Here is a 17,958-nt window from a genome sequence, read left to right on the forward strand (position 1 = left end):
GCTTTGAGCTTTACTCGAAACGGACGGCCATTTTAGCGAGTTAAAGTTTAGTGTCAACCACTTTTTTCAAACTTTCTTTCAAGCAATTTGCTTGGCTAATTTGACCTTGCTAACTCGTCTCTCGTTCCTTTCGAAGCGTTGCCGTGTCAGCGAGGGGGCATTATAGAGATCACGTTTTACTTGGCAACCCCTTTTTGCAATTTTTCCGTACTTTTTGATTGTTCGGTTAATTGTTAGTCGAAAAGCGCCAAAACAGGCAGTTTTCTTTACAATTCTTTAAACTTATTAGCAAATAGAGTCACTTTTTCCCAGTTAGTGTACTCAACTTCTTTGCTGGTATCTGTCTCCCCTCCAGTCATGCTCATAATGAACTTAATCATTGTTCTATCAAACCAACTATAACGTGGGTAATAGAGAGCACCAGCAAACACACCGATCAGTTGTGGCTGCCAAGGAGAAAGCGTTAGAAACTTTTTGATGTAAGCGCTGCCTTCTGGCGTGTCTTTACCTTGGTCTTCTTTTCGCGCTGTTAGGTTCACACAAAAGAACGCCACTTTGGCCGACTGAAACTGAGCAAGATTCGCTTCTATATATTGGTAGAGCTTTTTGTTCAGTCTGCCATAACGAATAGACGCACCAATTAGAACTCGCTCATATTGTTCGAAGTCGATAGCTGGTAATTGATGAAGGTCTACCAAATCACATTCAAACTCAGATAACTGTTCTTCTATATAACGAAGGATTTTTTGAGTCTGGCCTTCTCGAGAAGAATAAAGAAATAGTGCTTTTTTCACACGGCTTCCTTAGCTACGCCAAAACGTTGGAGTAAGCAGAATTAATAACGTAAAGATCTCTAAACGACCAAATAGCATGGAAACAACCAGTACCCACTTTGCTTTATCGTTTATCTCACCAAAATGCAGAGCCACCTCTCCCAGACCAGGGCCGAGATTGTTAAGCGTCGCTGCAACAGCTGAGAATGCGCTTAGTTCATCCATTCCAGTGGCAATCAGTGCCAACATGCAAACAACAAACACCAATGCGTACGCAGAAAAGAATCCCCATACCGCATCGACCACCCGCTGCGATAGCGCACTCCCACCAACTTTGATGGTGTATACCGCTCTTGGATGAACCAATCGTTTTAGTTCACGAGCACCTTGTAAGGTTAGTAGCAGGATACGAATTACTTTCATACCACCCCCGGTAGAGCCAGCACAACCCCCTATAAAAGAAGAGAACAGTAACAATACAGGTAAGAATAGTGGCCACTCTGCAAACCCTGTAGTCGTAAAACCAGCAGTCGTCGATATGGATACTGTCTGGAACAACGCCTGATCAAAGGCATCATAGACCGAGTCATAAGAATGATGATTTAGCAGCATCAAGAAACAGATTAAGAATAGCAACGCCTGAATAAAGAAGAAGGCGCGAAACTCTGGATCTTTCCAATAATACTTAGGATGTACACCACCAGAAGCAAAGGCTGCGAAGTGAAGTGAGTAGTTACATGCAGATATCAATAAGAACACTACGGTAATCATATTGATGGCGTAGCTATCGAAATACCCCATGCTGGCATCATGAGTTGAGAAGCCACCAATCGCAATAGTAGAGAAGCTATGACCTATTGCATCAAATGGCGTCATGCCCGCAAGCCAAAATGCCACTGCACAAGCAATAGTTAAACTCAGGTAGATATACCAAAGCGCTTTGGCCGTCTCTGCGATTCTTGGCGTCATCTTACTGTCTTTTACTGGACCGGGAATCTCTGCTCGGTATAACTGCATACCACCGATGCCCAACACCGGAAGAATAGCGACCGCTAACACGATGATCCCCATGCCACCAAACCACTGCAGGAACTGACGATAGAACAAAATCGCTTTAGGGAGATGGTCTAAGCCAACAATAACAGTGGCCCCTGTGGTTGTCAGAGCGGAAAAAGACTCAAAGAAAGCATCGGTGACAGACACATTTGGGTTATCAGATAATAGAAATGGCAATGCACCCGCACTACCGATTACCGTCCAGAACAAAACAACGATAAGAAAACCATCGCGGGCTTTTAGCTCATGCTTGTGGCGACGATTAGGGAACCAGCACACCACACCACAAAATAGCAGCACGAAGAAAGTGGTAACGAAAGGCACACCTGCGCCATCTCGGTAGATAAGCGCTACCAAGGCAGGTGCAAGCATAGATACACTAAATAGGGCGAGTAGCAGCCCTACGATGCGGATAATAGATCGAAATTGCATTAGCTAATGATGTACGAAGCTCGGCTTCTGACTTCCTTTTAAATCCCTTCCAGTGAAGTCAAGATAGCTTTCGCGCCACTCTTATTCACTATCGTTTGGCGAAACGCCTCTAATTGTCGTAGCTCGACTTCTAATATCAGCTCGACGTCATCACTATATATTGCCTCAATTTCTTCTACACCGAATTGACTGTAAAGAGATTGTGCGACAGGCATAAAACCATAGTCTAACTGGAGCTTTACTTTAGTGGTGATTTTTTTCTCTATTGTTTGAAGCAGCTTAAGCGCCTGTTGAACGCCACCACCATAAGCTTTAACCAAACCGCCGGTTCCAAGTTTGATTCCGCCAGAGTAACGAGTGACTACCGCAGTAAGTTCCCCAACTCCTGAACCTGATAATTGAGCCAAAATTGGCTTGCCTGCCGTTCCCGATGGCTCACCATCATCACTAAAACCCCATTGCATTGAGTCTTCTGATCGCCCTGCGACAAATCCCCAGCAATTATGACGCGCATCAGCATGCTTTTGCTTGATATGTTCAATGAACTGCTTTGCTTGTTCGATAGAAGGTGTATGCGCGAGATGAGTAATAAAGATGCTCTTCTTTATCTCTTCTTCAAAAGTCACCGAATCAGCAGGAATTAAATAGGGCTTATCATTCATGGTTTGGCTTGGTTTATCCGAGAACACGCTAAGTTTATCACGAGCGAAACCTAAAAAGCGCGAGTTATATACAAATCACAATGTTAAACACTTGTTTAAAAATTGTATTGAAAATAAACAATCCGCGGTCCACACTAAGATAACTGGTCTTACCAGAACAATAACAACGATGATTAATCGCTACCAATAACGTAAATGGTATGTCACGGAGATAGACAATGATTTACCAAGCCAACAGCTTATATATAAAGGAAGTCAAAGATGGCATTGCCGAGCTCTGCTTCAGCTCCCCACAATCGGTAAACAAGCTCGATTTAGCGACGCTTAAGTCTCTAGATGAGTCTTTGGATGTATTACATCAATCCGAAAATATAAAAGGATTGCTGCTCACCTCAGATAAAGATTCGTTTATTGTCGGAGCCGATATTACCGAGTTTCTCGGCCTGTTTGCCAAGCCTGAAGAGGAACTCGACCAATGGCTTCAATTTGCAAACCAGATCTTCAGCAAACTGGAAGATTTACCATTTCCTACCGTTTCAGCACTCAAAGGCCACACATTGGGTGGCGGATGTGAGTGTGTACTTGCTACCGATATTCGCATTGGTGATAAAACCACCAGCATTGGATTACCAGAAACCAAACTTGGCATTATGCCGGGATTTGGCGGTTGTGTTCGACTACCACGTGTTATTGGTGCCGACAGCGCAATGGAAATCATCACACAAGGTAAAGCGTGTCGAGCAGATGAAGCGCTAAAAGTCGGTTTGCTTGATGCTGTGGTTGATAGTGATGCTTTATATCAGTCAGCAATGACAACACTCGAGCAAGCGATTGAAGAAAAAGTTAATTGGCACGGCCGACGTCAGCAAAAAACATCCGCTTTAATGCTGAGTAAAATGGAAGCGACCATGAGCTTTACTATGGCTAAAGGCCTAGTGGCTCAAAAAGCAGGCCCACACTACCCAGCACCTATGACTGCTGTAATAGCAATAGAAAAGGCAGCCAGTTCAGCACGTAAAGAAGCATTAGATATTGAAAGAAAGCTGTTTATTAAACTGGCTAAGTCAGATGAAGCTCAAGCCTTAGTTGGCTTGTTCCTTAATGATCAATACATAAAAGCACTCGCAAAACAGGCTGGAAAATCGGCCAGTAAACCGACTGAGCGTGCAGCCGTACTTGGCGCAGGTATTATGGGTGGTGGCATTGCTTACCAATCAGCACTAAAAGGTGTGCCTGTATTGATGAAAGACATCGCTCAAGCATCACTAGATTTAGGCATGAGTGAAGCGTCAAAACTCCTCAATAAGCGTCTACAGCGAGGCCGAATCGATGGTTTTAAAATGGCGGGGATTCTCGCATCTATCACACCAAGTCTTCATTATGCTGGTATCGATGATTCAGATGTCATTGTTGAAGCCGTAGTAGAGAACCCAAAAGTAAAAGCAGCGGTTCTTAGTGAAGTGGAGCAATACATCAGCGAAGATACGGTCTTAACGTCCAACACTTCCACCATTCCAATTAACTTACTGGCGAAATCACTCTCTCGCCCAGAAAACTTCTGTGGTATGCACTTTTTCAACCCTGTGCATCGAATGCCATTAGTCGAGATCATCCGTGGTGAGCATACGTCAGATGAAACCATCAATCGTGTAGTCGCTTACGCTGCTAAAATGGGTAAATCACCCATCGTCGTCAATGATTGCCCAGGATTTTTCGTTAACCGTGTTCTATTCCCATATTTTGGTGGATTCAGCAAACTTCTAACTGACGGAGCGGATTTTACTCAAGTAGATAAAGTAATGGAGCGTCAGTTTGGTTGGCCAATGGGCCCAGCCTATCTTTTAGACGTGGTAGGGATTGATACTGCGCATCACGCGCAAGACGTTATGGCTCAAGGTTTCCCAGAACGTATGGCGAAACAAGAAAAAGATGCGATTGATGCGTTATATCAAGCCAAGCGTTTTGGTCAAAAGAATGGCTTAGGTTTCTACCAATATACCATCGACAAAAAAGGCAAACCGAAAAAAGCGCTTTCTGAGGATGTGTTCACTTTATTGAAAAACGTTAGCAGTGAGACGCAACCATTCAGCGATCAAGAGATCATCGAACGCATGATGATTCCAATGATTAATGAAGTGGTTCTCTGCTTAGAGCAAGGCATTATTGCTTCCCCACAAGAAGCCGACATGGCATTAGTCTATGGCTTAGGCTTCCCTCCATTTAGAGGCGGTGTGTTCCGCTATCTTGATCATATCGGCATTAGCAACTTTGTTGCGATGGCGAGTAAGCACCAATCACTTGGCGCTTTATATCAAGTACCGCAAATGCTAACTGACATGGCCGAGAAGAATGAAAGCTTCTATGGTGCACAAGCTCAAAGTTCTATTTAGGAGGAGGACAAGATGACTATCAATACAAGAAATGTAGTAATTGTGGACTGTCTGCGAACTCCTATGGGACGCTCCAAGGGTGGCGCTTTTCGTCATACTCGCGCTGAAGATCTCTCGGCACATTTAATGAAAGGAATATTGGCACGCAACCCGCAGGTGAATCCGCATGAGATTGAGGATATTTACTGGGGCTGTGTACAACAAACCTTAGAACAAGGCTTTAATGTGGCGCGTAATGCCGCATTACTTGCTGGGTTACCCATTGAGATTGGTGCTGTTACCGTTAACCGATTATGTGGCTCGTCAATGCAAGCTTTACATGATGGTACGCGAGCGATTATGACCGGGGATGCTGAAATCTGCTTAATTGGTGGGGTGGAACATATGGGCCATGTACCGATGAACCATGGGGTCGATTTTCATCCGGGTATGTCTAAAACCGTCGCTAAAGCGGCGGGCATGATGGGCTTAACCGCAGAGATGCTTGGCAAATTGCATGGCATTAGCCGTGAACAACAAGATGAGTTTGCTGCACGCTCACACGCAAGAGCTCACCAAGCAACGCTTGAAGGTCGCTTTGCCAATGAAATCCTCCCCACAGAAGGCCATGCAGACGATGGCACACTGACCTTACTCGAATATGACGAAGTGATTCGCCCAGAAACTACGGTAGAAGGCCTGTCCCAACTACGCCCAGTGTTTGACCCTGCCAATGGTACCGTCACGGCAGGCTCTTCATCTGCATTATCTGATGGCGCTTCAGCCATGCTGATCATGAGTGAAGAAAAAGCCAATCAACTTGGTTTAACGATTAGAGCCAAAGTGAAAGCGATGGCTATTGCTGGCTGTGATCCATCCATCATGGGTTATGGCCCAGTACCAGCCACGCAAAAAGCACTTAAACGTGCTGGGCTGTCAATCGAAGATATGGATGTAGTTGAGTTAAATGAGGCGTTTGCCGCTCAATCACTGCCTGTCGCCAAGGATTTAGGGCTACTCGACGTGATGGACGATAAAGTAAATCTTAATGGCGGCGCGATTGCGCTAGGCCACCCATTGGGTTGTTCTGGTGCACGCATCTCGACCACGCTCATCAATTTGATGGAGGCGAAAGATGCCAAGTATGGCTTAGCAACCATGTGTATTGGTTTGGGCCAAGGTATTGCGACCATTTTTGAGCGGCCTTAATCCTCCAACTAAAAAGATCGCTAGGATTTCTAGCGATCTTTTTGTTTTCTTATTTTAGGATCTTAACCAGTCGTTATATAGCTGATCACTTGATCCTAAGTAATCGACCATCCACTCGATCATTTTATGGTTTTCATCTTTACGCCAAACCAAGCAACAATGACTGAGCGGCTTTTCTTCCGGCAAGATTTTCTCCACCAGCACGCCCTCTTCAATCAATGGCGCAGCAATATGACGCGGCATGTAGCCAACCCCAACACCATTCTTCAAACATTCAATCGCGCTATACCAATTAGGTAGCAATAATCGGCGCTGCTTTGGGTAATGCACTGTATGTCGTTTAGGTAAAACGCTGGATGTATCATCCAAACAAATCGCAGGAAACTGGCTGACAAACTCTTCGGTCAGGGTCTGTTCTCGCACGCAAGGATGGCTTGAGGACATAACAAAAGCCCAATCTAAAATACCCATTTCTTTGACTTCAAAATCACCACCGACCGGAATAGCCGCAGTGGCACCAATCACGATATCTGCACGACCTTGAGCAATCGCCTCCCATGAGCCATTGAACACTTCCATATTGATCTGCAGTTCGGCATGTTGGAAAGTCTGATAAAACGCTTCGATCATCGGTTTCATCTGATCAAGGCGCACGACATTATCCAAGGTTAAGCGTAGTGTTTTTTGCCAACCGTGCGCGGCTCGTTTCGTCTGACTTTTGATCTCCTCCATCTGGCGCAGCATCGCTCTCGCCTCAGCCAAGAACACCTCTCCAGCCGGTGTTAGTTCAACTTTTCTCGGTAGACGCTTGAATAAAACCACATCCAAATCTTGTTCCATTTGGCGAACACTGTAGCTGATCGCTGAAGGAACTTTGTGTAATGCCTCAGCGGCCGCGGTGAAACTACCGAGCCGAGCAACAGTGTCAATCATCTTCAAAGATGTGCGGGAAAATACGCTCATAGCAACCTGTTAAAAATTAACCTTTCAAAAAATTTGATTGATAACCACAAATATTAACGTTTCATTTTATAGAAAACCAAAAATAGAATGCAAAGGCAAACAAAAGGGCTGGCGCCAGTAGATAACAATGTGTGAATTTTTTTGAACGGAAATACTATGAAAGTATCCAAACTGCAGCTGTTTTATCTATCAGCACTTTCTATGCTTGGCTTCATTGCCACAGACATGTACTTACCAGCATTTAAAATGATGGAAGTCGACTTTGCTACCGGACCAGAACAGATCGCCCTTTCATTAACGGTTTTCTTGGTTGGTATGGCAAGTGGTCAACTATTGTGGGGCTTAGCCTCAGACAAATTTGGCCACCGCAACACGCTTGCTGTTGGCTTAGTGTTATTTACCCTGTCTTCGCTTGGCCTCGCATTTAGCGACCAAGTATGGCAATTACTTACACTGCGCTTTGTTCAAGCTATTGGTGTATGTGCACCAGCAGTAATTTGGCAGGCGATGGTCATCAAGCGCTACTCAAGCTCAAGCCAACAAATCTTTGCTACTATCATGCCGTTGGTAGCGCTATCACCGGCTCTAGCACCGCAGCTAGGGGTGTTGCTGGCACAAAACCTTGGTTGGCATAGCATCTTCTTTGCCTTAACCGTGATGGGTATCTTGCTGGTTATGGCGACGATGGGTCAGCAAAATGATGTCGTTGAAGAAAAGAAAACGTCGATTAGCAGTGATATTCGCGCACTCATCAGCTCAAAAACCTATTTGGGTAACGTGATGATGTTTGCGACTGCATCAGCGGCATTCTTTGCTTACCTAACTGGTATGCCAGAAATTATGGCTCAGCTAGGCTATGACAGTAACGACATTGGCCTAAGCTTCATTCCACAAACGATCGCCTTCATGGCTGGTGGTTGGTTAGGTAAAGTAGGCGTAGCCAAATACGGTGATGAAAAAGTATTGCGCCAACTGATTGGTCTATTCAGTGTTGCTTCACTGCTTATCTTTGCGGCATCGCAATGGCAGCTCACTTCAATATGGCCAATTCTAGCGCCATTTTGCTTAATTGCTGTCGCGAACGGTGCGCTATACCCAATCGTAGTAAACCGTGCGCTAGCCAGTGCGAAACAAAGCCCAGCGACCGCAGCAGGTCTTCAAAACAGCTTACAAATCAGTGTAAGTAGCTTATCCAGTGCGCTGGTGGCAATGCTAGCAAGCCAAGCTCAAATGGCGACCGGTATTGCGATCATCATCTGTATGGGTGGTTTATGGATTGGTTATGTGGTTTCAAACCGCGAGCTATCACAACACTTTACTACGCCAGATAACGCTCGCGTGGTCAGCGAAGACGAAGCGTAATATCCCTAAAGACAAAGAGCCGCAATGCGGCTCTTTGGTTATTCTTTTTTAAACAAGACTCGATAGACAACGAAGAACATCGACGCGAGCAATAATATTGGGAACCAAGTATTAAATGCTAGCAACAAATCTTTCTCCGAACCTCGGACAAATCCGGTCGAATCAACGAAACTTTCTACTTTCGCCAGCGATAGGTAATCAACCCAGATACTGACCAAACCTAACATTTGTATACATGAAATAATGAATAAGATTTTGTTTTGGCGTCGGTTGGCGTTTTCTACTTTCCGTTGATAGGAACGCTCGATGTACTCTTTGAATGAAGAGATGTAGTTGTTTACTTCATCTAAGGTTTCTTTGATAGTCCACTTAACTTCAATGCCTTTAAAGACCAACTCATTGTCAGATTCAAAGTACATCTTCATATCTTGGTTATGGATACGCACTAGCTCGAACTTATTGATGTAGCTATCAATCAGCTGTATTTCGCCACCATTGGTAAAGCGCCCCATTAACCGATCACGATTTAACTCATCCATCACAGTTTTAAACGAGCTCACAGCATGCCACATAAACTGCGCATGATATTGAATCGGGAAAAAGCGCTCATAATACTCTTGATCGCTACTCAAAATAGTATGGAAGCGTCCATGGAATACAAACTCCACTTCCTCGTTTGAAAGCAGTGTAGAAGCATTATCTTGGACTCGTTCAGCCATCTGATTCGCGTGAGTAATCATCGCACGATATTTCGCTTTGTTCTCAAGTGAGATACCGTTGACCTGAACCGTTATATTGCCAGTATTGTTGAGGAACTTAGGGCGATTATCTTCGGTCACTTTCCCTCCATAAAGCAGCTTTGAAACCACACTTAAACAGTGCTGACGCACTTCTTTCATCCAAGTGCCTATTTCACTATCGTCCTCTTCTTGCACCAACACATTACGAATCGAGTTATAAAAGTTATGCCTATCATCGTCATAATCTGTATCGGAGAACAGCTGCCCGAAGTACTGCTCTTCAATATCAAAACAAAACTCGGTCACAATGGAAATAGCAGACACACGCTCATCATAGATAAGGTCGAACTTCGCAGAGTCTTTGACTAGAAACTGGGAAAGGTCGTGTTGACCAAACACGAAATACTTAGGGTCACTAAAATCGACTCGCAGATACTTACTGCAAATCTCAGGTTTAGAAAGCAGAGAGTTAAAGTGCTTACTTCGGCGGTGAACCTTCTTGAACTCACGAATCCATCTTATCGATGGGGTCTGATAGTTCGATTCTGACACCTTGGCTTTCGAGATCACTTTAAAGGCTTCAACCGATATCTCCAACGGTTGAACACACATAACGGTAAATATAGCCATTACAGGTACTGCCCTCGTTCGCCATTGATGTAGCTGTCAGGTAGCCATTCTTTGCGGTAATCCACCAGCAGCTCTTCGCCTTTATCAATATCTCGCAATGTCACTAACTCTAAAGTATCAAAGTTAATCGCGATGTTAGGCTGGCGATGATGATTGATGTAACTGTATTTGGTTCTCAGACTGCGCACCATTAACTGGTCATCCGGCAAATACGTACATTCCATAAAGAAGTAGTCTTGATACGGTTCTATTTGGGGCGCAATAAGCTGTTGCAGTGCACTGTAGTCGGCTCGAGAGACTAACTGCCCATCAAGACGGCCAATCACTGTATTCTCAGATTTAGATTGTGTTAGAAACAGGCCAAAGCCGTGAGTAGGAGAAGGGTTAATGATAGTGTCGGATATCGTATCTAATGTCGCCTGACGAACGAAATCAATATCCTGAGTGATGTTTGCCATGTTGCCACCTCATATCCGTATTGGCGTCTGCAATTAACAACTAATCTATCACAAACAATGAGATAGATTAGTTGCCTTAACGGATAATTTTGAGGTTTGGCTACTTTTTCGTTGGACGCTGCCAGTTAGCGATTTTACGCTCTTTGGCGCGCGTAATAACGAGTTCACCTTCAGCAACATCTTTGGTTACTGTAGCGCCAGCACCAACTGTTGCGCCATTGGCAATGGTCACAGGAGCAATAAGCTGACTATCAGAACCAACAAATACGTCATCACCAATAATGGTCTTGAACTTGTTTGCGCCATCGTAGTTACAAGTGATTACACCAGCACCCACGTTAACACGTTGACCAATTTCGGCATCACCAAGGTAAGTTAGGTGGTTTGCTTTTGAGCCCTCACCTAAACGCACATTTTTCACTTCTACGAAGTTACCTACGTGCGAGTTGTTACGCATGTCTGCACCAGGACGCAAACGGGTGAATGGGCCTACCGTACAATCTTCACCAACAGTCGCACCTTCAATCACGCTGTATGGGCGAACAATAGTGTTATCATCGATTTCACAATCTTTCAGTATGCAACCTGCACCAATCACAACGTTATCACCGATAGAAACTTTACCTTCAATGATGACGTTAACGTCGATTTCAACGTCCATACCGCATTGCAGTTCACCGCGTAGGTCAAAACGCGCTGGATCGCGTAGCATCACGCCTTGCTCTAGCAATTTATGCGCTTGCATAGATTGGAATGCACGCTCTAGTCGCGCAAGCTGAGCGCGGTCATTCACGCCTTCTACTTCAATTGGATTTACCGGATGAACTGCTTCAACTGCGCGGCCTTCTGCGTGAGCGGCTGCGATAACGTCTGTCAGGTAGTATTCACCTTGCGCATTGTTGTTGTTAAGACCAGACAACCAACGCTTAAGATCACCACCTGTCGCAACCATTACGCCGGTGTTGATCTCTTTAATTAATTTTTGTTCTTCCGTTGCGTCTTTTTGTTCAACAATCGCAACCACAGGGCCATTGCGACGTACAATACGGCCGTAGCCCATTGGGTTATCTAGCACTACGGTTAACAGCGCGATACCACCGTTAGGCTGCGCTTCTAACAGGCTTTCAATGGTTTCCGTCGAAATAAGTGGCACATCGCCATAAAGAACCAAGACTTTTTCATCATCTTCAAAGCTTGGTGACGCTTGGTCAACCGCGTGACCTGTACCCAACTGATCCGCTTGCAGAACCCAGTTAACCGGCTCTTCAGCCAATGCCGCTTGCATTTGATCACCACCATGGCCATACACAAGGTGGATGTTTTGTGCGCCGAGGCCAGCACAAGTATCGATCACGTGTTTCGCCATTGGCTTACCTGCCAATGTATGGAGTACTTTTGGCATGTTGGAGTACATGCGCGTCCCTTTGCCTGCAGCAAGAATTACGGCACTGAATTTCATTAACTAACCTTTCGACGTTCAATTATTTGCGGCTTATTGTAAACATGATTGGCGTAACTGTTAATGCCACCACAAGATTTACTGCCAATAAATAAACAAAAAGGCGGTCAATTGACCGCCTTTATCACACTTTAGACACCGTTAATGCAAATTAACGGCGCTGCTTTGTCAGCTCGATAACACGTAGCTGAGCAATGGCTTTAGCCAGTTCACTGGCCGCTTGAGCGAAGTCCATATCGCCGTGCTGATTCTGGATTTGCTCCTCAGCGCGACGTTTCGCTTCCTCTGCCTTAGCTGCGTCTAGCTCTTCACCACGGATAGCGGTATCAGCCAGTACAGTCGCTGTACCCGGCTGAACTTCTACCATACCACCAGAAACATAAATGATTTCTTCGTGGCCGTGCTGTTTCACAATACGCACCATACCAGGCTTAATAGCGGTCAGCAGCGGCGTGTGGCCATGGAAAATACCAAGCTCACCTTCGCTACCGGTCACCTGAAACGTCTCAACACGACCTGAGAAGATTTGCTTCTCAGCGCTTACTACGTCTAGGTGAAAGGTTATTGCTGCCATATCGCCTCCTAGTTAGCCTTACAGCTTCTTAGCCTTCTCAATAGCATCTTCAATCGTACCGCAGTACATGAAAGCTTGCTCTGGGATGTCATCGTATTCACCAGCTAGTAGACCTTTGAAGCCACGTAGAGTCTCTTTAAGAGGTACGTAAACACCTGGGTCACCTGTAAATACTTCCGCTACGTGATAAGGCTGAGTTAGGAAACGCTCAATCTTACGTGCACGAGATACAACTTGCTTATCTTCTTCAGATAGCTCGTCCATACCTAGGATAGCAATGATGTCTTTCAGCTCTTTGTAGCGCTGAAGAGTTTGCTGAACGCCACGAGCTACGTCGTAGTGCTCTTGACCAACCACTAGTGGATCAAGCATACGAGATGTTGAATCTAGTGGGTCGATCGCAGGGTATAGACCCATTGCAGCGATGTTACGGTTAAGTACAACCGTTGCATCCAAGTGCGCGAATGTTGTTGCTGGAGACGGGTCAGTCAAGTCATCGGCTGGTACGTATACCGCCTGTACAGACGTGATAGAACCAGATTTAGTTGACGTGATACGCTCCTGAAGTACACCCATCTCTTCTGCAAGAGTTGGCTGGTAACCTACCGCTGAAGGCATACGACCTAGCAGTGCTGATACCTCTGTACCTGCAAGTGTGTAACGGTAGATGTTATCAACGAACAGTAGTACGTCACGACCTTCGTCACGGAACTTCTCTGCCATTGTTAGACCAGTCAGTGCAACACGTAGACGGTTACCTGGTGGCTCGTTCATCTGACCGTAAACCATCGCTACTTTTGATTGCTCAGGATTTTCAACGTTTACAACGCCTGCTTCCTGCATCTCAAAGTAGAAATCGTTACCTTCACGAGTACGCTCACCAACACCAGCGAATACTGATAGACCTGAGTGTTGTAGTGCGATGTTGTTGATAAGTTCCATCATGTTAACGGTCTTACCTACACCAGCACCACCGAACAGACCGATTTTACCACCCTTAGCGAATGGACAAACCAAATCGATTACTTTAACGCCAGTCTCTAGAAGTGCGATCTCATTCGATTGATCTTCGTAGCTTGGTGCTTCACGGTGGATAGAGTAAGTCTCTTCCGCACCGATCTCACCACACTCGTCAATTGCGTCACCTAGAACGTTCATGATACGACCTAGGGTCTTAGTACCTACTGGTACTGAAATTGGAGCGCCAGTGTTTACAACTTCAACTCCACGACGTAAACCATCAGAGCTACCCATTACGATACAACGAACTACGCCACCGCCTAGCTGTTGTTGAACCTCAAGAACTAGACGCTCTTTCGATTCTGTTACGTTAAGAGCGTCGTATACCTTTGGTACTTCACTCTGTGGGAACTCTACGTCGACTACCGCACCGATGATCTGTACGATCTTACCTGTAGCCATCGTTAATCCTCTAACTAATTAGTTTTACCTAAGCTTAAACCGCTGCAGCACCTGATACGATTTCAGACAGTTCTTGTGTAATCGCAGCCTGACGGGCTTTGTTATACACAAGTTCTAGATCTTCAATCAGGTTACTCGCGTTATCAGTTGCAGCTTTCATCGCAATCATTCGGGCCGCTTGCTCACAAGCAAGGTTCTCAACTACACCTTGGTATACCTGAGACTCTACGTAACGCACTAAAAGCGTATCCAGTAGAGGCTTTGGTTCAGGCTCATAGATGTAATCCCATGAGTGATCGCGCTGCATCTCTTCGCTTTCCGATTTAGGCAAAGGTAGCAATTGATCGATCGTTGGCTCTTGAACCATAGTATTTACAAACTTGTTGAATACTACGTATAGACGGTCCAATTCACCTTCATCGTATTTCTTCAGCATTACGCTTACAGAACCGATTAGGTCTTCAAGGCTTGGGCTATCGCCTAGGCCAGAAACCTGAGCAGCGACTTTCGCGCCACTGTTGTTGAAAAAGGCTGTTGCTTTTGAACCAATAACCGCTAGTTCAACTTCAGCACCTTTCTCTTTCCAAGCCTGCATATCGTGGACAGCTTTTTTGAACACGTTAATGTTCAAGCCACCACACAGACCACGGTCTGTAGAAACGATGATATAACCAACACGTTTAGCTTCACGCTCTTCTAGGTACGGATGACGGTACTCTAGGTTTGCGTTAGCCACATGACCGATCACTTTACGCATTGTTTCAGCATATGGACGAGAAGCTTCCATTGCGTCTTGAGAACGACGCATTTTTGAAGCTGCTACCATTTCCATCGCTTTCGTAATTTTCTGCGTGCTTTTAACACTACCGATTTTATTACGTATCTCTTTTGCGCCGGCCATCGTTACTCTCCATTAGTTGGTGGCATTACTGCCACCGACCTATTACCAAGTTTGGGTTGCTACAAAATCGTCAGCGATAGCTTTTAGCTGCGCTTCGATTTCATCGTTGTAAGCACCAGACTTGTCGATCTCAGCCGCTAGTTCTGCGTTGTGACCGCGAGCGTACGATAGTAGAGCCGCCTCGAAATCTAGAACTTTGTTAAGTTCTACACCATCTAGGTAACCGCGCTCTACAGCGAAGATAGTTAGCGCTTGGTCAAATACAGACATTGGAGCGTACTGCTTCTGCTTCATTAGTTCTGTAACTTTTTGACCGTGGTCTAGCTGTTTCTTCGTTGCTTCATCAAGGTCAGAAGAGAACTGAGCAAATGCTGCTAGTTCGCGGTATGCAGCTAGTGCTGTACGGATACCACCTGATAGCTTCTTGATGATTTTCGTCTGTGCTGAACCACCTACACGAGATACTGAGATACCTGGGTCAACCGCTGGGCGAACACCCGCGTTGAATAGCTCAGTTTGTAGGAAGATCTGACCATCGGTAATCGAGATTACGTTAGTCGGTACGAATGCTGAAACGTCACCTGCTTGAGTTTCGATGATAGGAAGAGCAGTCAAAGAACCAGTCTTACCTTTCACTTCACCGTTAGTGAACTTTTCTACGTACTCTTCACTTACACGAGCAGCACGCTCTAGTAGACGTGAGTGGAGGTAGAAAACATCACCAGGGAAAGCTTCACGACCCGGTGGACGTTTAAGTAGTAGAGAGATCTGACGGTAAGCTACCGCTTGCTTAGATAGGTCATCGTAAACAATCAGTGCATCTTCACCGCGATCGCGGAAGTATTCACCCATAGCACAACCTGAGTACGGTGCAAGGTATTGCAGCGCAGCAGATTCAGAAGCAGAAGCTACAACTACGATAGTGTTTTGTAGTGCACCGTGCTCTTCTAGTTTGCGAACTACGTTAGCGATAGTCGATGCTTTCTGACCGATTGCTACGTAGATTGAGAAAATACCAGAATCTTTCTGGTTGATGATTGCATCGATCGCCATTGCCGTTTTACCGATCTGGCGGTCACCGATGATAAGCTCACGCTGACCACGACCGATTGGGATCATTGAGTCAACTGACTTATAACCAGTTTGTACAGGTTGGTCTACCGATTTACGGTCGATTACACCTGGTGCAATCACTTCTACAGGCGAAGACAGTTTCGCTTCGATTGGACCTTTACCATCAATAGGCTCACCTAGTGTGTTTACAACACGACCAAGCATTTCAGGACCAACTGGTACTTCAAGAATACGACCAGTACCTGTAACTTTCATGCCTTCCTTAAGGTCGGCATATGGACCCATTACAACCGCACCAACCGAGTCACGCTCAAGGTTAAGTGCTAGTGCATAACGGCCACCCGGTAATTCAATCATTTCACCTTGCATCACGTCCGCTAGGCCGTGAATGCGGATGATACCATCGCTTACCGATACGATAGTACCTTCATTGCGAGCTTCACTAACAACTTCGAATGACTCGATACGTTGTTTGATTAGATCGCTAATTTCCGTGGAATTAAGTTGCATGCTCCAATCCCCATTAAGACTGCAATGCATCGCTCAGGCGGTTCAAACGACCACGCGCTGAGTTATCGATGACTAAGTCTCCGGCTCGAATTATAACCCCACCAAGTAGGGTCTCATCTATACTGCAATTCAGCTTTACTTTGCGCTCAAGGCGTTTTTCAAGTTTGCTGCTGATGGCTGCGAGTTGCTCTTCTGAAAGCTCGCTTGCTGAAGTCACTTCAACATCGATTTCTTTCTCGTGCTCTTGTTTAAGAGCAAAGAACTGTTTGCTTACATCAGGAAGGGCCGCTAAACGACCATTCTCAGCCATCACCTTCAACAGGTTTTGGCCATGTTCATCAACTTGTTCGCCACAAACACTAACAAAGATTTCAGCCAGTTTGTCGGCAGAAACAGAACCACTAAGTAGTTCTTTAACTTGTTCGTTTTTAGCGACTTCAGCGGCGAAAGACAGCATTTGACCCCATTGGTCTAACAGGTCTTTCTCCACTGCAAAGTCGAAAGCTGCTTTAGCATAGGGGCGTGCGATAGTAGTCAAATCAGACATATGCGCCCCCAGACTTAAAGTTTTGCAGTAATGTTGTCGAGAATATCTTTTTGCGCTTCTTTATCGATAGAACGCTCAAGGATTTTCTCAGCACCAGCTATAGCCAGAGTTGCAACTTGTTTGCGCAGGTCATCACGCGCGCGGTTGCGTTCTGCTTCAATTTCAGCTTCAGCTTGTGCAAGAATCTTCTGGCGTTCTGCCTGAGCTTCTGTGCGAGCTTCATCTAAAATTTGAGCTTGACGCTTATTTGCTTGCTCGATGATCTCAGTTGCTGTGCGCTTCGCTTCTTTCAACTGATCAGAAGCGTTGGCTTGTGCTAGATCCAAGTCTTTCGCAGCACGTTCTGCTGCATTTAGACCGTCAGCAATTTTTTTCTGACGTTCTTCGATCGCTTGCATCAATGGCGGCCATACATACTTCATGCAGAACCACACAAACAGTGCGAACGAGATTGCTTGACCTAGCAGAGTTGCGTTCATATTCACAACAGCTACCCCTCTATTTGGACTTCGTGTTAATCAATGACAAGCCTTAGCTTGTCTGAAGTTAAAAGTGATTAACTTAGTTGACCAACGAATGGGTTCGCGAAAGTGAATAGTAGTGCGATTACGATACCGATCATTGGAACCGCATCAAGTAGACCAGCGATGATGAACATCTTAACTTGTAGCATAGGAGCCATTTCTGGTTGACGTGCTGCACCTTCAAGGAATTTACCACCTAGAAGTGCGAAACCAATCGCTGTACCAAGAGAAGCAAGACCGACGATAATACCTACGGCGATTGCAGAAAAGCTCAGTAAAGTTTCCATTACTAT

Annotated in this window: 17 protein-coding genes; 3 read left to right on the plus strand and 14 right to left on the minus strand. The window is 45.4% G+C overall.

What is annotated here, in order from left to right:
• Positions 1-266: 266 nt before the first annotated feature.
• From hemG to MU515_RS17000, 3 genes are read right to left on the minus strand one after another with little or no spacing between them, the layout of a single operon-like run.
• Positions 267-794, minus strand: a complete 528-nt coding sequence (gene hemG / locus MU515_RS16990) for a menaquinone-dependent protoporphyrinogen IX dehydrogenase (protein ID WP_260261576.1) — start codon at positions 792-794, stop codon at positions 267-269.
• A 9-nt stretch (positions 795-803) separates the two neighbouring features.
• Entirely contained in the window at positions 804-2,261 is a 1,458-nt protein-coding gene (locus MU515_RS16995; RefSeq protein WP_260261577.1) for a TrkH family potassium uptake protein, read from the minus strand.
• Positions 2,262-2,299: 38 nt separating this feature from the next.
• Positions 2,300-2,923: a YigZ family protein gene (locus tag MU515_RS17000; protein WP_260261656.1), complete on the minus strand. Its 624-nt coding sequence runs from the start codon at positions 2,921-2,923 to the stop codon at positions 2,300-2,302.
• Between the two features lie 218 nt (positions 2,924-3,141).
• Here MU515_RS17000 and fadB point away from each other — a divergent pair, with 218 nt between their 5' ends.
• Both fadB and fadA read left to right on the plus strand, forming a co-directional pair.
• On the plus strand, positions 3,142-5,313 hold the full coding sequence (gene fadB / locus MU515_RS17005; protein ID WP_260261578.1) for a fatty acid oxidation complex subunit alpha FadB: 2,172 nt from the start codon (positions 3,142-3,144) through the stop codon (positions 5,311-5,313).
• Between the two features lie 12 nt (positions 5,314-5,325).
• Positions 5,326-6,501, plus strand: a complete 1,176-nt coding sequence (gene fadA / locus MU515_RS17010) for an acetyl-CoA C-acyltransferase FadA (protein ID WP_260261579.1) — start codon at positions 5,326-5,328, stop codon at positions 6,499-6,501.
• A 54-nt stretch (positions 6,502-6,555) separates the two neighbouring features.
• On the opposite strand, the gene punR is transcribed toward fadA, so the two are convergent.
• Entirely contained in the window at positions 6,556-7,464 is a 909-nt protein-coding gene (gene punR, locus MU515_RS17015) for a DNA-binding transcriptional activator PunR (protein ID WP_260261580.1), read from the minus strand.
• A gap of 156 nt (positions 7,465-7,620) precedes the next feature.
• Here punR and punC point away from each other — a divergent pair, with 156 nt between their 5' ends.
• Positions 7,621-8,826, plus strand: coding sequence for a purine nucleoside transporter PunC (gene punC, locus MU515_RS17020; RefSeq protein WP_260261581.1), 1,206 nt, complete (start codon positions 7,621-7,623; stop codon positions 8,824-8,826).
• A gap of 38 nt (positions 8,827-8,864) precedes the next feature.
• Here the strand turns inward: punC and MU515_RS17025 are convergent, their stop codons facing one another.
• The 10 genes from MU515_RS17025 to atpE form a co-directional block, all read right to left on the minus strand.
• Complete coding sequence (locus tag MU515_RS17025) at positions 8,865-10,196, minus strand: hypothetical protein (RefSeq protein ID WP_260261582.1); 1,332 nt, start codon at positions 10,194-10,196, stop codon at positions 8,865-8,867.
• Complete coding sequence (locus MU515_RS17030) at positions 10,196-10,654, minus strand: SET domain-containing protein-lysine N-methyltransferase (protein ID WP_260261583.1); 459 nt, start codon at positions 10,652-10,654, stop codon at positions 10,196-10,198. The genes MU515_RS17025 and MU515_RS17030 overlap by 1 nt, the downstream gene beginning before the upstream one ends.
• A 100-nt stretch (positions 10,655-10,754) precedes the next feature.
• Positions 10,755-12,113 (minus strand): bifunctional UDP-N-acetylglucosamine diphosphorylase/glucosamine-1-phosphate N-acetyltransferase GlmU, encoded by a 1,359-nt coding sequence (glmU, locus tag MU515_RS17035; RefSeq protein ID WP_260261584.1) that lies wholly within the window; start codon positions 12,111-12,113, stop codon positions 10,755-10,757.
• 151 nt (positions 12,114-12,264) lie between these two features.
• Positions 12,265-12,687: a F0F1 ATP synthase subunit epsilon gene (locus tag MU515_RS17040; RefSeq protein ID WP_260261585.1), complete on the minus strand. Its 423-nt coding sequence runs from the start codon at positions 12,685-12,687 to the stop codon at positions 12,265-12,267.
• 18 nt (positions 12,688-12,705) lie between these two features.
• Positions 12,706-14,109 (minus strand): F0F1 ATP synthase subunit beta, encoded by a 1,404-nt coding sequence (gene atpD, locus MU515_RS17045; RefSeq protein ID WP_260261586.1) that lies wholly within the window; start codon positions 14,107-14,109, stop codon positions 12,706-12,708.
• Between the two features lie 34 nt (positions 14,110-14,143).
• A complete protein-coding gene (atpG, locus tag MU515_RS17050; protein WP_260261587.1) occupies positions 14,144-15,010 on the minus strand; it encodes a F0F1 ATP synthase subunit gamma in 867 nt (288 codons plus the stop codon).
• Between the two features lie 42 nt (positions 15,011-15,052).
• Positions 15,053-16,594 (minus strand): F0F1 ATP synthase subunit alpha, encoded by a 1,542-nt coding sequence (gene atpA / locus MU515_RS17055; RefSeq protein ID WP_260261588.1) that lies wholly within the window; start codon positions 16,592-16,594, stop codon positions 15,053-15,055.
• A 13-nt stretch (positions 16,595-16,607) separates the two neighbouring features.
• Positions 16,608-17,141, minus strand: coding sequence for a F0F1 ATP synthase subunit delta (gene atpH / locus MU515_RS17060; protein ID WP_260261589.1), 534 nt, complete (start codon positions 17,139-17,141; stop codon positions 16,608-16,610).
• Between the two features lie 14 nt (positions 17,142-17,155).
• On the minus strand, positions 17,156-17,626 hold the full coding sequence (gene atpF / locus MU515_RS17065; RefSeq protein ID WP_260261590.1) for a F0F1 ATP synthase subunit B: 471 nt from the start codon (positions 17,624-17,626) through the stop codon (positions 17,156-17,158).
• Positions 17,627-17,697: 71 nt separating this feature from the next.
• Positions 17,698-17,952, minus strand: a complete 255-nt coding sequence (gene atpE / locus MU515_RS17070) for a F0F1 ATP synthase subunit C (protein ID WP_260261591.1) — start codon at positions 17,950-17,952, stop codon at positions 17,698-17,700.
• Between the last annotated feature and the right edge of the window lie 6 nt (positions 17,953-17,958).

Source organism: Vibrio intestinalis (genome assembly GCF_025195085.2).
GTDB classification, from domain to species: Bacteria; Pseudomonadota; Gammaproteobacteria; order Enterobacterales; family Vibrionaceae; genus Vibrio; species Vibrio intestinalis.

Coding starts and splice junctions, on each gene's coding strand:
- fadA (WP_260261579.1), top strand. CDS start 5,326: ATGACTATCAATACAAGAAATGTAGTAATTGTGGACTGTCTGCGAACT.
- atpH (WP_260261589.1), bottom strand. CDS start 17,141: ATGTCTGATTTGACTACTATCGCACGCCCCTATGCTAAAGCAGCTTTC.
- atpA (WP_260261588.1), bottom strand. CDS start 16,594: ATGCAACTTAATTCCACGGAAATTAGCGATCTAATCAAACAACGTATC.
- glmU (WP_260261584.1), bottom strand. CDS start 12,113: ATGAAATTCAGTGCCGTAATTCTTGCTGCAGGCAAAGGGACGCGCATG.
- punC (WP_260261581.1), top strand. CDS start 7,621: ATGAAAGTATCCAAACTGCAGCTGTTTTATCTATCAGCACTTTCTATG.
- MU515_RS17000 (WP_260261656.1), bottom strand. CDS start 2,923: ATGAATGATAAGCCCTATTTAATTCCTGCTGATTCGGTGACTTTTGAA.
- MU515_RS16995 (WP_260261577.1), bottom strand. CDS start 2,261: ATGCAATTTCGATCTATTATCCGCATCGTAGGGCTGCTACTCGCCCTA.
- MU515_RS17025 (WP_260261582.1), bottom strand. CDS start 10,196: ATGGCTATATTTACCGTTATGTGTGTTCAACCGTTGGAGATATCGGTT.
- MU515_RS17040 (WP_260261585.1), bottom strand. CDS start 12,687: ATGGCAGCAATAACCTTTCACCTAGACGTAGTAAGCGCTGAGAAGCAA.
- atpG (WP_260261587.1), bottom strand. CDS start 15,010: ATGGCCGGCGCAAAAGAGATACGTAATAAAATCGGTAGTGTTAAAAGC.
- atpD (WP_260261586.1), bottom strand. CDS start 14,109: ATGGCTACAGGTAAGATCGTACAGATCATCGGTGCGGTAGTCGACGTA.
- MU515_RS17030 (WP_260261583.1), bottom strand. CDS start 10,654: ATGGCAAACATCACTCAGGATATTGATTTCGTTCGTCAGGCGACATTA.
- fadB (WP_260261578.1), top strand. CDS start 3,142: ATGATTTACCAAGCCAACAGCTTATATATAAAGGAAGTCAAAGATGGC.
- atpE (WP_260261591.1), bottom strand. CDS start 17,952: ATGGAAACTTTACTGAGCTTTTCTGCAATCGCCGTAGGTATTATCGTC.
- punR (WP_260261580.1), bottom strand. CDS start 7,464: ATGAGCGTATTTTCCCGCACATCTTTGAAGATGATTGACACTGTTGCT.